The organism is Bacteroides sp. 41_26 (assembly GCF_949740115.1).
In the GTDB taxonomy this organism is placed as follows: Bacteria; Bacteroidota; Bacteroidia; order Bacteroidales; family Bacteroidaceae; genus Bacteroides; species Bacteroides nordii.
Genome location: NZ_CATJGZ010000054.1, coordinates 190,003 through 206,247, shown reverse-complemented (window position 1 = coordinate 206,247; position 16,245 = coordinate 190,003). Strand labels below are relative to the sequence as shown.

Below are 16,245 nucleotides of genomic sequence, written 5' to 3'. Positions count from 1 at the left end.
TGAATTTTCTTCCCGTCGATGTCAAAGATACCTCCTCAGCGCATCAGTGCGCTCTTTCACGTCTTTAAGTTGTTCAATAGTAATCATTTGATTTACAATTTATTCCCTATGGTCATGACCATTATCTAATCTTTATCGCATAGGTACGTTAACGATTTACAATTTACGATTGAAATTACTTTATTCAATCATTTTATCTGTCTCAAGGGGACAAAGATACGCAAAAATCCGCTACCTTTGCTTTTGTAACTAAATTGTTATCATTGATATGAATAAACTACTAAAACTATCCTGCCTGTCGCTATTTCTCTTAATAGTGACAAGTGTGAGTGGAGCTACGTCCAAAGACTACCGCTATGAGACAGTGCCCAACGATCCGTTGAAAGCACGCATTTACACACTGGACAACGGGTTGAAGGTCTACATGACCGTGAACAAAGAAGAACCACGTATACAAACTTTTATTGCCGTACGTGTAGGTGGAAAGAACGATCCCGCAGAAACCACCGGACTGGCTCACTACTTCGAACACCTGATGTTTAAGGGTTCGCAAAAGTTCGGTACACAAAATTATGCTGCCGAAAAACCTTTGCTCGACCAGATTGAGCAACAGTTCGAGATATATCGTAAAACAACTGATGAAGCAGAACGTACAGCCATCTATCATAAAATAGACAGCCTGTCATACGAAGCTTCCAAATTTGCCATACCTAATGAATACGACAAACTAATGGCTGCCATCGGAGCTAAAGGAACCAATGCCTACACCGGATTCGACATGACTGTCTATGTAGAAAATATCCCTGCCAACCAGATAGACAACTGGGCTAAAATACAGGCTGACCGTTTTGAAAACTGCGTCATTCGAGGCTTCCACACAGAGTTGGAAACAGTGTACGAAGAAAAAAACATGTCACTGACCAAAGATCCGCGTAAGGTATACGAAACAGTATTGTCTGCCCTCTTCCCACACCATCCTTATGGTACACAGACTGTGTTAGGTACACAGGAAGATCTGAAGAATCCTTCTATCACCAACATCAAAAACTACCACAAACAATGGTATGTACCCAACAATATGGCTATTTGCCTATCCGGTGATTTTGATCCGGACCAGATGATTACTACGATTGATAAGTACTTCGGACATTTAAGGCCTAATAATAACTTACCAAAACTTAATTTGCCGAAAGAATCATCCATCACTGCCCCTATCGTCCGTGAAGTATTGGGTCCGGACGCCGAGAGCCTGACACTGGCATGGAGATTCCCGGGAGCTGCCAGTAAGGAATACGAAATCCTACAGGTCGTTTCACAAATCCTGTACAACGGTAAAGCCGGTCTTATAGACCTTGATCTCAACCAGCAACAGAAAGTGTTACAGGCCTATGGCTACCCACTGGACATGGCAGATTACTCGGCTTTAATGCTGCAAGGCCGTCCCAAACAAGGACAGACATTGGATGATGTAAAGAACCTGTTGCTTGAAGAAATCAAAAAGCTACGTGCAGGAGATTTTGACGAAAAAATGCTGCAAGCCAATATCAATAACTTCAAACTCTACCAGGTTCAACAACTGGAAAGTAACAGGGGACGTGCAGACATGTTCGTAAACTCATTCATTAACGGCACCAACTGGGCAGATGAAGTAACCGCCATCGACCGTCTTGCCAAACTCACCAAAGAGGACATCGTAACTTTCGTCAATAAATATCTGACCGATCAGAACTATGCCGTTATTTATAAAAAGCAAGGACAAAATCCGAATGAGAAGAAAATGGCAAAACCAACCATCACTCCGATTGTGATGAACCGTGACGTTGCCAGTGACTTCCTGAAGGAGATACAAAACAGTAATGTAAAGCCCATCGAGCCTGTATTCCTTGATTTTAAGAAAGACCTCAGCCAACTGAAAGCTAAATCGGGCATTCCTGTACTATACAAACAGAACACAAGTAATGACCTGTTCCAGTTGATTTATGTATTCGACATGGGCAATAATAATGATAAAGCCCTCGGTACCGCTTTCGATTACATTGACTATCTGGGAACCTCCGATATGACACCGGAGCAAGTAAAAAGCGAATTCTATCGCCTGGCATGTAACTTCCGCGTATCTCCGGGCAACGAACGTACCTATGTTGTACTGTCGGGATTGAATGAGAATATGCCTGAAGCAATGAAATTGTTTGAGAAACTGATGGCGGATGCACAAGTAAATAAAGAAGCTTATACCAATATGGTAGCCGACATTCTGAAATCACGCAAAGATGCCAAACTGAACCAGATGCAGAACTTCCGTAGACTGATGAACTACGGTATGTATGGTCCTAAATCTCCTGCTACCAATATACTGACAGAAACCGAACTTCAAACCATGGATCCTCAGGAACTCACAGACCGTATTCATAATCAGAACAGTTACAAACACCGCATTATGTACTATGGTCCAACAAGTGAAAAGGAACTGTTGGCTATTATCAACAAAAACCACCAGGCTCCCAAAAAGTTAAAAGAGATCCCTGTTGGTAATGAATTCCCACGTCTGGAAACTCCGGTAACCAAAGTGCTTATCTCCCCTTATGAGGCAAAACAGATTTATATGACCCAGCTCTCTAATCGTGGTGAAAAATTTGATCCTATGATTGAACCCTCACGCCAAATGTACAATGAATACTTTGGGGGTGGTATGAACTCGATCGTATTCCAGGAAATGCGTGAGAGCCGCGGACTTGCATACTCCGCATGGGCCGGACTCAACCGTCCGTCTTATTCGAAGTATCCATATCTGCTCCAGACTCAGATAGCCACACAGAATGATAAAATGATTGATGCTATCAAGGTTTTCAACGATATTATCGATAACATGCCGGAGTCTGAAGCTGCTTTCCAGCTTGCCAAAGAAGCACTTATCGCCCGTCTGCGTACAGAACGTATCACTAAGAGTGACATCATATGGTCATACATTAATGCACAAGATCTGGGACAAAATGTAGACAGCCGTATTAAGCTGTATAATGATGCACAAAGCATGACACTGAAAGATGTTATCAACTTTCAGAATAAATGGGTGAAAGGACGCACCTATACATACTGTATCCTCGGTGACAAAAAAGAGTTGGATATGGAAAAACTAAAAGAAGTGGGACCAGTTCAGGAACTTACACAAGAAGAGATTTTTGGATATTAAAGAATAGATCTAAAAAATAAAGATGCACCCCACAAGTTAGAAAATAAACTTTAGGGGTGCATTTTTTATATTGAGGCACACATTAATATATGGTTCTTATCTCATTTTCCTGTACATCAATTTCCTTCGTTTCATTGAGTAAATTACCAGTTACAATAACTGTTTCACCGTTATTATGGTGTACATTCAGCTTTTTACCCCGAATACATAAACCATCTACCCCGGATGTAGTATTGAACAAATTCACAACATGGGGTTCTCCTTTTTGATAAAAATAATTATTTTTCAATAAAACAAAATCAATAATAGAAGCCATTCCGAATATAGAAGGCCTCACTCCACTGGGTTTACCGTTCCGATAAGTTTCAGCAAAAACCGAATTGGTCAACACGATATCCCGAATATTTGCTTCTAACAAATTCCGGGCAAGAGTAACCTTATTTTTTTCTATCAATCCATATACCGTATAATTCATATCCGGATATTTTGCCGCATCAAATCCGGCAAATGGCAGTTCAGTATCATAGTATTTATAGAAAAGTCCTAACATACTCTCATAATAATCATCCGAAAGCTCATCCAGATACAATCCGGTAGTAATCTGAACCGGAAAGGTATCTCTCCCTTTAAACTGATTAAGATGTTGGACTGGTAGTGTCTGAGGACTATCCCAAAACCAATTCAGACATTGTGAGAACAGACTCTGATATTTATTTTTCCAATCGCCGGCATCTACTTTCTTACCAAGTACATCGGCAATTTGAGCCATACATTTGATATCTATAAGTCCTGCAACGACAAACTCTATATCCTTTTCATTTTCAGGTGTCATACCCAAATAAATCCAACGAGGATTCTTTATCCTCCAGTCCAAATAACGGGATAGAGCCGGATAAACTTCTTCCAACGATCTGACATCTCCCGTCAACTGATATAAGATCCAGGCTGTTTCTGCCTTCTTGGAAGGAAGACTTTCACCACCTAACATACCTTCATCATCAACCAATGAAAGCATACCTTTCAATGCACTCCAGGAAATAGAGGGATTAATATACCCATATAACTGCATCCCGACAAAAGATTCCCATGCAGCTGAGAAAGGAGAACTCTTATGACCATGATCCCATAAAGAAGGCTTTCCTGCTACAAGTTGATAATAAGGATAAACTGCCGGATCGGGACACAATACAGACTGTGCCAAAAACACCCATGCTTTATAATAGGTAGCTTTTACTTGTTCCGGAGTAACTCCTTTTGCATCAATGGAACGTAATGAGAAATCCACTGGCTGAGGTACCCGCGAAAGATATGTATCCCAGTACTTTTCCTGTTTTTTATAAGCATCTAACGCCTTCTCCTTTTTCAATGGAGCCAATACACGGGTAAGCATTTTCCCGGAAGATTCCTCCGGTAAAGCAAAAGAAATACTCCAAACCATATCGGGAACTGTAGTCATTTCTATTGCCCACCATTTGGCTTTAGTAGCATCCTTCACCCTATTTTTCTTAGCTTTCAAATCATCATAACTTCCATAATAGGTAATTCCTTTAAACAGCCCATTAGAAGCTATAGCATATTTAAAATCAGGATGTTCTATAGTTAAATAAGAATTATGATAATCAACCTTACCCGGAATACTTCCTGCAAGAACAATACGGATGTTTGAACGAAAACGAACGCTCCTCACAAGCGTGTTTTCGTCATAGAAAAAGTCAGTCCCTTCCACATATACATTTTGCGGATAAGTAGCACTAAATGGTAATGCATGAGGCATCCACTGTGTCTGGTACGTCAATGCTTCGCTGTATCCTTCGCCAGTATCGGTCAATAATAGCAACAGTTTTTTTACTTCTCTTCCAAAACGATTTCCTTTATCATTATTGTTTGTACTCAAATAAGCAACGTTTAAAGGTAAAGAAGAAGCATTACTATAAACGACAGGAGTAATTTCATCCGGATTTTTATCAAAATCATAAGGGTTAATTACAATTCTCGAACCTTCAATACTCAGATCGCGACGTTGAAGCCCCCCTTCTTCCATCAGGTCTGTACTTTTAGGAGGTTGTGCTCCTACAACCAAAAACGGAAAAAACAGAGCTATTATTAAACTAAAATTCTTTTTCATATTTTATACGACAACTACATTACACATAGTTTTATCACAAATCGATTCTTTTTCCTTCTTCTCCATGCGAGTAAGCAAATTTCGGGCTACAAAGTAGGATACCCCTTGTAAAATAGTAACTAAAGGCAAAGTTATTTTCAAAGCAGCATCTTCCGAAATGAATTTAGCAATAAGTATAAACAACCCGCATCCGATGAGACGTCCGGCATAAAGTCCCCATTCATGATTGCAAATATAGGTATATTCATTTCTCTTTTCAATACCCGAAACAAAGTCAATTACCCGCAATTGAATAGGGAAATAAGCTATATCAAACATTGGACGGGCCACTACCAGGCATAGTAAGAATATCACTACAGAAAGCGTATTGAACAAAAGCGAATTAGTTACCGCTCCGATGATAAACAAAGCTAATGAAATAAAAAGAATATGCAAACGTTGTTCCGGCTTTGCATTCCGCCCGATAATATACATCAAAAAAGCTGTAACTAACGCGCAAACACTTTGAATTGGACCAAGTGCACCTTCTTCACCAATAAACTTGAATATCAATATAGAAGGAGCTGTTACAATAAATCCCTGAACTAATCCTTTCAATACAGCCATCAACAGCATTCTATTCCATAAATTGTCAAATTTGAAATAGAGAAATCTCGGACTATCCGGTTTTTCATATTTCCCTTTTGTAAGAATCAACACCGAAGCAATAATGGTCAATCCAATAATAAAATAAGATATGACCTGATAGGCAAATGAGCGAACATTGCTTAGCCCGACATACTTATGCGTGATATACACAATAATAGTACTAATGATAATGGGCATAACTACCCCCGCAAAAGTATTGAAAAAAGCTTCTGTTCCATAATAATAGTTCCGGTTCCCGTCAGTAGTGCTAACCAACACCAAATAATCTCTGTTAGCCCAGAAGAAGCCGAAAGACAACCCCATGATAAGTCCTGCTATACCAATGCCCCCTGTTGTCAGTTCAGGCAAAGAAGTCATATACAACATCGATATACCACCCAGTAACATACCAAAAGAATATAACCAGCCCGGGGCTATCTTTCGGAGTAAAAACCCATTGAAAATAAAAGTGATAGGAACACCTGTATAAACCATTAACTGATACAAAACAACTCTTGCCATATCAGCAGACTGCCCCATGATATATGCTGCCTGAAATATTTCTATAACCGGTAGCACAAATGCATAAATAGCCGCCGTAGCCAACAGAACTTTTGTATTCAATGGTTGTGATTTGAATAAATTAATATCCTTCATACAATCTTTCTTAAGTATTTAACAATAAGCAAGAGGAAAACTAAGGTACCGTAATTTCCGCCACTTCTGTATAATTATACGCATTACTCGGATTTTTCGTTTGAACTCCAACCCTCATATAATATTTTTTCCCGGATTCAAGTTCTACTCTAACAGTCTGTTCTACTCCCAGATCAGATTCATTTAACTTGATTCGCTTACTCAAATCATTAATAAATCCCCCCGTATTCATACCCCCGACATATTTTGTCTTATCTGAGATGAACAGACGAGTAGTAGAAAGTGCATAAAAGTTCTCATCTGTACTACCTTCCGGACGAGTTGCTTTAAATTTCACAACAAGCTCCATACCTTCCAAAGCATATTCCCAATCAATATGTATAAAAGGTATTACTTCAAAAGTAAAATTAGGATAATCACCTTTCTCCAACGAGAATTGCTGAGGCTCAGGAGTGACAAAAGCTCCCTGAACGGGTTGAACCTCATAAAGAGAACCTGCATACCCGAAGGCATACTCCCAATTGAAAGAGCCATCTATTTTTCCCCAGAAGTACTCCGGCTGGATATTGTCCTGATACTCCCAGCTTAATTCTGTCCACTTGATTTTGAAACCATTCGGTTGTTCAGTCTGAATACCCTTACCTGTTGTTTTATCAATAACAACGCCTCTAAACTTAGCATTCGGTCCGTCATAGTTATCCACATCACATGACGTAAACAACACACACAATAACACAGTATATATACTATAAAATGATATTCTTTTCATAATCGGTCTTTTTTATTTTTATAATTAAATTCATTAGTAACCATAATTCTGGACCAACTTGGGATTCTTCTTTATTTCATCTGCCGAAATAGAATTATAATAGTATTTTTTTAAGAATAGCAAATCATTGGTTCCGACAAAATCAACTTTATATTTCCACTTATTAGTACGGGTATCAAGCATTGGGAAAAGTCCACGGGGACGGAATAATTCCCCCATCACCTGATCAAAAATCCGCCAACGGCGATAGTTCCAAAAAATTTTATTCTCAAAAACAAACTCACAGATATATTGTCTGCGCACCTCTCCGATGGTTATAGCTGAAACGGGTAACTCCTGTAAACCAGCACGGGTACGTATATCATTAATCAAAGGTTGAGCAATCTCCGGATGTCCCAGTTCTACCTGGGCCTCAGCAGCTATCAACAGAATTTCTGCATATCTGATAACGGTCCATGGTTGGTCACTGTCAAATTCAGTAAGACTATGTTTTTTAGAGTCATCAATCATTTTTTTCTGAAACATAGAAGTAGGTGTCTTATTATCTTCGCCCATACCATACTTCCCACGATATTTGGCAGAAGTCTGTTCTTTACCACTTGCGTTAATCTCACCATACTTCACATCGATCAATTCTCCCTGAAATGTAGATCCCGGTACAATCACCGACCCCAATAAACGTGCATCCCGACCAGCAAACAAATCTTCGCGATTATCAAACTCTCCCGGTATATAACTGCCGGCAGAAGTATTAAATGTACCCGGAGTACCATCCAAATATTCAAACTGTTCCACTAAATCAAGAGTCGGACAACTATTCGGATTACTTTGACCTCCCCAAGGCAAACGATCCACATCAAAACGATAAACTAAATCAGGATAAGAATATGAACGACTCATAATAACCTCTTTATTTTTATCCGGCTCCACATTCAGGAATATCTTTCTGAAGTTTTCACTTAAATCATTCGTGTCAAATGACCGTGCCAATTCATACTTTTCTGATTTAATAATTTCATTAGCCGCCTGATAAGCTATCTCATAATATCTGTCAGCTTCAGATGCAGGAATCCCGCAAACCATTTTTCCGGTATTTTCATCTTCCAATACCAAATCATTATATTTAGCGATACTTGCTGCATAAATAGCAACTTGTGCCTTCAATGCATATACTACAGCCTTATTAATTCGTCCTTGAGGATTGTTTTCCGGAATATTCAGCTCGAGTGCCTTATCCAAATCAGCCAAAATATAATCCCAAGTCTCCTGCTCACTATTACGTGGAATTTCAAGTGAAGGAATACTGGAAGGGCCTGAATATTCCAACACTTTGTCAATATAAGGAAGTCCCCCAAAACGTTTAGCCATCGCAAAATAATACCAAGCCCTGATGGCATATCCTTCTGCCTGATAACCATCCACTTTATCGGCAGTCATTCCGGCAGAGTATTTATTCAGATTCTCTATATATTTACATACATTTCTGATCACTGTATAATTCCACCAGGAATTACCTGAATTACCACTCAGATTAGCACCGTCATCTTGTTTACGATTACGTGCAAAACCAGTAATTGTCTCCAATTCTTCAAACTTATAATTAGTATTGTTGAAGCCCCCACGTTGATCAAAACGATAATCTTCAATAGGCAAATCAATGTACAACCTTGTAAGTGCTGTCTTCACACCTGACTCATTAGCATATACATCCTCATCTGTGACAATATTAGATGGTTTCAAATCCAGATAATCACTACAAGCAGTTGCACATAGCCATATCAATATACTATATAATAAAACTTTTTTCATGATTTGTTGCTTTTTAGAAAGTTAGGTTCAATCCGATATTAAAATTCTGAGAAGTTGGATAAACATATCCCCAGTTCGTATCACTACCTGTTTCAGGATTATCAACATCCCAACCGGGATATTCCGGATCCATATTCTTCAATTTAGAGAATGTCAACAGATTAAAGCCATTGGCAAAAATACGGGCATGTGATACACCTGCCTTACGAGTCAATCTTTGAGGGATAGTATAACCGATCTCCACGCTTTTCAGCCTCAAATAGCTTGCATCCATAATACGCCAGGTATCATCCCGGTAATTGAAAGAATATGAATTATCCCGATAACGGGGATAAGTGCCTGCAATCCAATTACCGGATTCATCCTGTCTCCACCGGTCGGTATGAAACTTCAAAGCTCCGGCAGATCCGTCAAATGCATAAGGTGTTTTAAGGAATTCGCTATATACTACATTCTTTTTACCTGCACCCATGAAATGTAGATTTATATCAAAATTATTCCATTCCAGATTAATTGTAAATCCATATTGAATTTTCGGATAACCCTTATGGAAGAAAGGATAAATATCTTCTCCATCCACATAACCATCACCATTCAGATCTGTATGATAAAAGTCTCCCGGTGTCAATATTGAATTCTGAAAGGTACCTTCTTCGTTGGGCAAAGTAGAAATATCCATACCGGGTGTTATAACACCTCCCCATTCCATAGCCCACCAAAGACCACTATTACGATTGTTCACATTCTCCCTCCAATTACGATAAGAGCTGGATGAAGGAGCACGCTCGGTATATATATTCTTTGTATTGGAATACATAAAATTTCCGGTAAAATCATACTTTACACTTCCGATTTTATTGCTATGGGTAAGAGTTATCTCCCAACCTGAGGTACGTGTGCTATTTAAATTCTCTTGTGGCAGATCCATGCCTGTCACACCCGGTATAGAAGCATTTCTTCGGGCAGGTATACCAGTCCTGTTTCTGACAAAAGTCTCTACAGTTCCTCCAAATAATCCATTCCACATGTCCCAGTCAAGACCAAAATTCATCAGTTTATTTTCAATCCAGGTTAATTTCGGATTAGTTGCCCCCCTGTCAGAAATAGCATTCATTTTATCGTTTCCAAAATAATAGTAGCCACTGGGGTAGGTATAACCTGACACCCATTGATAAGCAGCTACCCCATCATCAGCAGTAACTCCGTAAGAAGCTCTTAACTTCAAATTATCAATAAATGATAAAGCTTTTATAGATTTGAAGAAGGATTCTTCCGACAAACGCCAACCAACAGAGCCACCAGGAAATAATCCAAATTGCCCACTTCCTGTATACATAGAAGAACCATCGTAACGAAAAGCAAGTTCTAACAAATATCTTTCCGCAAAGTTATAATTCAAACGGCCCACATAGCCTTGCCTCCTGATAATGTCAGGAAATGAGGCACCTATCACTTGTGTCTTGTCATTATTACCAGCAGCCAGTTCGTCCAGATCAAATGTATAATAACGTTGAGCTCCCTGATATTCTGTTCTATTCTGCGACTGTTCAAAAAGTCCAAGAACATCAATAGTATGCTGTCCAAACTGTCTTTTATAATTTACAGATAGTTGTAAACCATTAGTAGTTGCCCAATGCACATCCTGCACTAATGTACTGGGTGACATATAAGTTTTAGGAATATATTGTTCATCCTTGTATGTATATAAAGTATACGCAGGATTCCATCCTTTATAAAGAGCATTATAACGACTATAGTTATACATAAACTTAGCACTTAGCCCTTTTAAAAAAGGTATGTCCCAATTGAGAGAGGTCTGAATAGAAGTACGATCTGATTTATTCTTTTTATATCCGCCTCCATTTTCCGAATCAGAGTTAATTACAGGATTCAATTCAGCTCCCATATATGCCGGATAGTCAGGATTGCCATTTGCATATATACTTGTCAACGGTTCATTCGTTTCACGATTTACCGGGGGAGTAAACCACATCCATTTTATCTGGTTCCATGCATCCTGAAAAGGTGCATTCTTCTCATCTTTAATATATCCGATATTTACATTAGCCGTCAATCCATACCCTAATTTCGCAGTCAGATTTGTCCGGAAGTTAAAACGTTCGTAATCCATTGATCCGGATTTAAACATACCTTCCTCATTAAAGTAACTCCCATTAATAAAATAGTTCACTTCCTGATTTTTTCCCACACTACCGGAAACACCTATAGTATGATTGGTCTGGGGTACAAAATCTTTAATATACTGACTATATAAATCAAAATCCGGTGTATTTCTAAATACCTCCAACTGTTCTGGCGTATAGGTTCCTTTCGGATTAGCATATCGGGCTAACCCTACTTCATTAATCATAGAAGCCCATTCAAATGCGTTCATCATTTCCGGTAAATCGGTTTGATGAGACCACCCATAGGTTCCGGAATATTCTATCTTAGCCTTCCCGGTGGTTTTCCCATTTTTAGTTGTAATCAGGAGTACGCCATTACCAGCCCGCATTCCGTATACGGCAGCAGATGCATCTTTCAATGCCGACACACTCTCTATTTCGTTGGCAGATAGTCGGTTGAAAGTTGCCATATCACTTACTACCCCATCAATAACAACCAACGGTTCTCCCATTCCACGTATATCAATATGTGATTTAAAAGCACCTGGTTCGCTTGAATTAGTTATCACTTTTACACCAGCCATTTTTCCTGCTATATTCTGTTGTAGATTGCTGTTGGTAGAAGTAATAATCTGACTGTTATTTACTGAGGAAACAGCTCCGGTTAAAGTAGCTTTCTTTTGTGTCCCATATCCTACAACCACAAGTTCATCCAATGAATGGATATCTTCTGTCATTTCTACCAGCAACTCTTTATTATCTCCGACCACAACATCACAATCACGATATCCAATATAAGAAAACCGGAGTGTAGTTTTTGCAGAGGGTACCCGCAATAGGAAATGCCCGTCCATATCAGTAACCGTACCTATATTCTTGTCACCTTTTACTGTTACTGACACTCCTATCAACAGTTCACCTTCGGGAGATGTTACTGTCCCTTTAACGGTAACAGCATTTTGAGCCTGTACTAGGGTCACACCACATAAAAAACAAAAGATAAAAAGTAATCTGAGGAAAAGAATACCTCTGATGTAGTAATTAGACTTCAGGTAATACATAATAGTAGATTTTAATTAGTAATACGATTAATTGAGGCACAAATATAAGAACCATTCAATACTTTAAAGTATGTTTATTTAGCAAACGAGTATACAGCGCAATAATAGCTGAAATAAAGATTTAGCATAACAATATGAAAAAATAACAGACCTGTGCAATAACCCCAATCTCCTATATTTGCCACACATTTATTAATCATTTAAATTCAATGCGTATGAAAACTTTAAATTTACTACTTACAACCGGAGTACTTCTGGTAAGCTCGTTCATCATTAGTGTAAATGCACAGACTCAGTCTATTAGCCTAGACCCCGAAGAATGGTCGGAAGGCAAGAACATGGACATTTATGAAGAAGAAGGTAATTTAGTACTCGAAGTCTGGACCGCAGCCGAACCAGCCTGGCAAGAGACGTATATCCGTATTATAGACCTGGATCTGGAAAAATACCCTAATTTCAGTATTACGACCGAAGGGGATGAAGGCGCACAATGGAATGTTAAAATAGCAGCACCCGATCTTCCGGATCAGGCATCTCTACTTACTGGTTCTACAGCAGGTGGTGGTGACTCTTCTGAATTTGGAGAATTCAACTTCGAGGGGACCATACCTTCTATTTTAGGAGAAGACAGTGGAGAAGTTTCTTTTGAACTGTATCTATGGGTAATCGGACAAGGACAAAGATTAGTAATCAGTGATCTACATTTTTATGGAGACGGCGGAACCGGTTTAAATCAAGTATTCAATCCTACGACACTGACTAATAAACCCGGAGGATTTGTATTGAATAATGTAGAAAATAAAGCTATTACTATTTTTGGTTCGACCGGAGCTATAATAAAAAGTATAATATCAGCTAATAGCAAACAAGATATAGATCTTCCGGCAGGGCTATATCTCGTTAAAATCGGGGAGAAAACAACAAAAGTAATTGTTAATTAAAATTCAGAATATGATTATCTGTAATCACGCATATTAACCGACTAAAAACTATAAATAAGAACAGGCTATATATATGATGCAGATAATCATAAATTTGTAAATTCTTAATCCTCATAATGAAAATACCATGAAGAAACAAGTATTATCTTCTCTATTCATTTTATTTCTACCGTTCTGTATTTGTGCACAAATACCTGACACGGAACAACTCCGTGAATCGGATAAGAATCAAAGCAGAGATTTAAGTATCCCGGGATCACGATTAGTTCTAAATCCTTTTGCTTTTTATAATGCAACTCCCTCAACTACTCCATCTGATTTTTCAAACCATCCCTCACTTCCGCTAAACATCGGTTATCTTAGTACGGAACGTATCGGCGAACGGCGTATAGATAATGCTTTATTCCTATATCGATACAAAGGGCAATCGTCTGCTTCTACTTTAGAAACCGGCTGGCAAGCCGATCTAACCAGCACAGTAAAGTGGTACCCTGAGAATGGTTCTAAATTAGAGATTATCGAAGAAGGACTCAAGATGAGTGTAAACAGTAACGCAAATCCTTCCTATAAATCACTAACTACCACCAATCGTATTTCTATTGATCTGGATAAGACTCCAATACTCACTTTATACATGCCACAAGCTTCCGGAAAATGGTCTCTAAAAATTAGAAACACCCAAAATGAAGAAGTTATCCTTCGAACGGATGCATCCGGTACAGGAACCTTTGAATACGATTTACGCGAACTTACTACCTGGAAAGGTAATCAAAGAATCTCTTTCAACTTATGGGCTATCGGTTTAAATTCTTACTTTGTACTCAGTGACATGCGATTCATTGGCATAAACGGCGAAGAGGCCTGTGAAGAAGCAGTCTCTTATTCAACCGAATGGTTACCCAATGAACTACCCTTTAAAGCCACTTATTCCGATGGAGCCACTCTCACCGGAACCGACTTCTTCTACGACAAGAACACCATCGCCCGACAAATTAAATTTAATCCGTCAAACAATAATAGTTCTTTTATACTTGCTGGTTATTACGCAGGTAAAGATATATCAGTAACCAATGACATTCTGAAAACCAATAATGGTACATTCTCATTTGCCGTAAAATCTGATGTATTTTCTCCTTCCGAAATCATCTTCTACAAAAGTAAAATTGAATTAAAATCTCAAATAAACGGTTCACCCAATCCTGGATATGGCCCTTATTGGGCTGTAAAATTCAATATTAATTCACTTCAAAAGAATGAGTTAAGAACAGCTGTAGCTTTCTCATATAGTAACGACAAAGAAGATTCCTCTACTATAACCAATCGCATCAATGCTCCGTTTAATGGGGATAATATGCAAACTCAATATATCGAACGTAAGATGTTTTGGAACAACTTCCTAAAAAAGGTTCCCTGCCCTTCAAACTTCTCTATCGAAACTGTAGATAATTATGGTATAACAGCCGAACAAGTCAGAAGAGATTATTACAACGCCTGGGTATTCGTAGCTCAAAATGTCCTTGAACCAGATCCGGTACACTTTCCTTATCCACAAGTAGTAACAGGTAAGGGATCCATGTGGGACGAATCGGACGATCGGGCTCCTTATAGTGCCACTTGGGAGAGTTTCTTTGGCATACAGTTCTATGCTTTCATTGACCCGGAAACGGCTTGGGACGCTTTTGAAGGACTCATGTCACTCACTGACAAAGATGGGGTAATAGGGGGTGAAAGTCTTCCGTCCAGAAAAGCCCAAACAGCCTGGATACTTTATCAAACCACCCAAGACAAAGAACGTCTTGAAAAAATATATGCTCCATTAGAAAGATATCTAAACTGGCGACTGATTTACCCACATTGGATATATAATTCATATCCGGATAAAAATAAGAAAGATGCGGAATTTGCCTTCTCTGCTATTATTGATATTGATTATATGATCAAAATTAGTGAAATAATCCGTGATGAGCAAACAGCAAATGAATGGAGAATCAAACAGAAAGAATTCTATAATCAGTGTTTACCCTGGTTCTGGCGTACACCAACAACTTTTCCTTCACAGTATTACGATCTTTCCACACAAGGCAGATCTGAAGGGCATCCATATTGGGTAACATCCGGTCTGCACATGAATTTGCTTTCGGGAGATTATCTCGAAAGTTTATATTCACTTTTTTCTTTCAATTTCAATCCGAAAAAGAATTTTGGAGGTTCGGGTATGGGATTTCCCAAATATCCTGATGTAAGCTATACATTATACGGATTACTTGAACATCAAAAAACGAAAAAAGCCGAGAATGTAATCGATGCCTGTATCCGGGATATCTGCCGTTCCGGAGGATGGTTCTCCGAACAGTATGAAACAACTGATACACCTTATCCGACAGGAGTACGCCCCTCTCTATTTGGTGCCAGTATGATAATTGACTTCGTAATGATCAAAAATGGTTTTCGATACGATATGGGAGTACCTTATATCCAGAATCTATTCCGAAAAGCAGCTACAATCAGCGGTATCCGTTACGGAAACGACGTACTTAATATAGAATGTGATACAGAAGGAAATTATTCCGTCAGTGGAAGCTATATAAATACTCCCCGGATCATCCGGACAAATTATGGAGAATCAGTTCCCGTCTACAAAGACGGGAACCCAAGTCAGATAAAAGTAAACAATGTGAATGATGAAATAATGAAAATATCCAATAATTACACATCCAGTCCGTTTGTTAGCATATATGTTCCACTAAATCAAATCTACTCGCTTTACCTATATGATTTGAAAGGCAGTTTGCAAGCAATTCTCGCCAATCAAAAAGTATCTACAGAAAGCGAAAAAAGATACTATTTAAACAATTATCACCCACAACCTTACTTAATCTGCCTGCACCTTCCTGGAGAAGTATATTCTAATAAAGTAATCGTTACTCATTAAATTAGCCA

8 protein-coding genes are annotated in these 16,245 nt (G+C 38.7%); 3 read left to right on the top strand and 5 right to left on the bottom strand.

From position 1 onward, the window contains the following. The first annotated feature begins 268 nt into the window (after positions 1-268). Positions 269-3,190 (top strand): M16 family metallopeptidase, encoded by a 2,922-nt coding sequence (locus tag QX565_RS04915; protein ID WP_122201096.1) that lies wholly within the window; start codon positions 269-271, stop codon positions 3,188-3,190. Positions 3,191-3,272: 82 nt separating this feature from the next. Here QX565_RS04915 and QX565_RS04910 read toward each other — a convergent pair whose 3' ends face one another. Genes QX565_RS04910 through QX565_RS04890 form a run of 5 tightly spaced genes read right to left on the bottom strand, consistent with a single transcriptional unit; the run spans position 3,273 to position 12,364 of the window. After that, positions 3,273-5,315: a glycoside hydrolase family protein gene (locus QX565_RS04910; protein ID WP_195348728.1), complete on the bottom strand. Its 2,043-nt coding sequence runs from the start codon at positions 5,313-5,315 to the stop codon at positions 3,273-3,275. A gap of 3 nt (positions 5,316-5,318) precedes the next feature. Then, positions 5,319-6,599: an MFS transporter gene (locus tag QX565_RS04905; RefSeq protein WP_002558835.1), complete on the bottom strand. Its 1,281-nt coding sequence runs from the start codon at positions 6,597-6,599 to the stop codon at positions 5,319-5,321. 40 nt (positions 6,600-6,639) lie between these two features. Beyond that, complete coding sequence (locus tag QX565_RS04900) at positions 6,640-7,368, bottom strand: DUF3823 domain-containing protein (RefSeq protein ID WP_002558834.1); 729 nt, start codon at positions 7,366-7,368, stop codon at positions 6,640-6,642. Positions 7,369-7,401: 33 nt separating this feature from the next. Further along, positions 7,402-9,177 carry a RagB/SusD family nutrient uptake outer membrane protein gene (locus QX565_RS04895; RefSeq protein WP_002558833.1) on the bottom strand — a complete coding sequence of 592 codons (1,776 nt, stop codon included), beginning with the start codon at positions 9,175-9,177 and terminating at the stop codon, positions 7,402-7,404. 13 nt (positions 9,178-9,190) lie between these two features. After that, the gene (locus QX565_RS04890; RefSeq protein ID WP_002558832.1) at positions 9,191-12,364 is read right to left on the bottom strand and encodes a SusC/RagA family TonB-linked outer membrane protein; all 3,174 of its coding nucleotides are present in this window, start codon (positions 12,362-12,364) and stop codon (positions 9,191-9,193) included. 215 nt (positions 12,365-12,579) lie between these two features. Here QX565_RS04890 and QX565_RS04885 point away from each other — a divergent pair, with 215 nt between their 5' ends. Together QX565_RS04885 and QX565_RS04880 are read left to right on the top strand one after the other, a co-directional pair. After that, on the top strand, positions 12,580-13,305 hold the full coding sequence (locus QX565_RS04885) for a T9SS type A sorting domain-containing protein (protein WP_002558831.1): 726 nt from the start codon (positions 12,580-12,582) through the stop codon (positions 13,303-13,305). Between the two features lie 127 nt (positions 13,306-13,432). After that, positions 13,433-16,237 carry a hypothetical protein gene (locus tag QX565_RS04880; protein ID WP_289291605.1) on the top strand — a complete coding sequence of 935 codons (2,805 nt, stop codon included), beginning with the start codon at positions 13,433-13,435 and terminating at the stop codon, positions 16,235-16,237. The last annotated feature ends 8 nt before the right edge of the window (positions 16,238-16,245 follow it).

Bases quoted from the DNA above. Each gene is read 5' to 3' on its own strand.
- QX565_RS04900 (WP_002558834.1), bottom strand. From the start codon at position 7,368: ATGAAAAGAATATCATTTTATAGTATATATACTGTGTTATTGTGTGTG.
- QX565_RS04880 (WP_289291605.1), top strand. From the start codon at position 13,433: ATGAAGAAACAAGTATTATCTTCTCTATTCATTTTATTTCTACCGTTC.
- QX565_RS04905 (WP_002558835.1), bottom strand. From the start codon at position 6,599: ATGAAGGATATTAATTTATTCAAATCACAACCATTGAATACAAAAGTT.
- QX565_RS04895 (WP_002558833.1), bottom strand. From the start codon at position 9,177: ATGAAAAAAGTTTTATTATATAGTATATTGATATGGCTATGTGCAACT.
- QX565_RS04890 (WP_002558832.1), bottom strand. From the start codon at position 12,364: ATGTATTACCTGAAGTCTAATTACTACATCAGAGGTATTCTTTTCCTC.
- QX565_RS04885 (WP_002558831.1), top strand. From the start codon at position 12,580: ATGAAAACTTTAAATTTACTACTTACAACCGGAGTACTTCTGGTAAGC.
- QX565_RS04910 (WP_195348728.1), bottom strand. From the start codon at position 5,315: ATGAAAAAGAATTTTAGTTTAATAATAGCTCTGTTTTTTCCGTTTTTG.
- QX565_RS04915 (WP_122201096.1), top strand. From the start codon at position 269: ATGAATAAACTACTAAAACTATCCTGCCTGTCGCTATTTCTCTTAATA.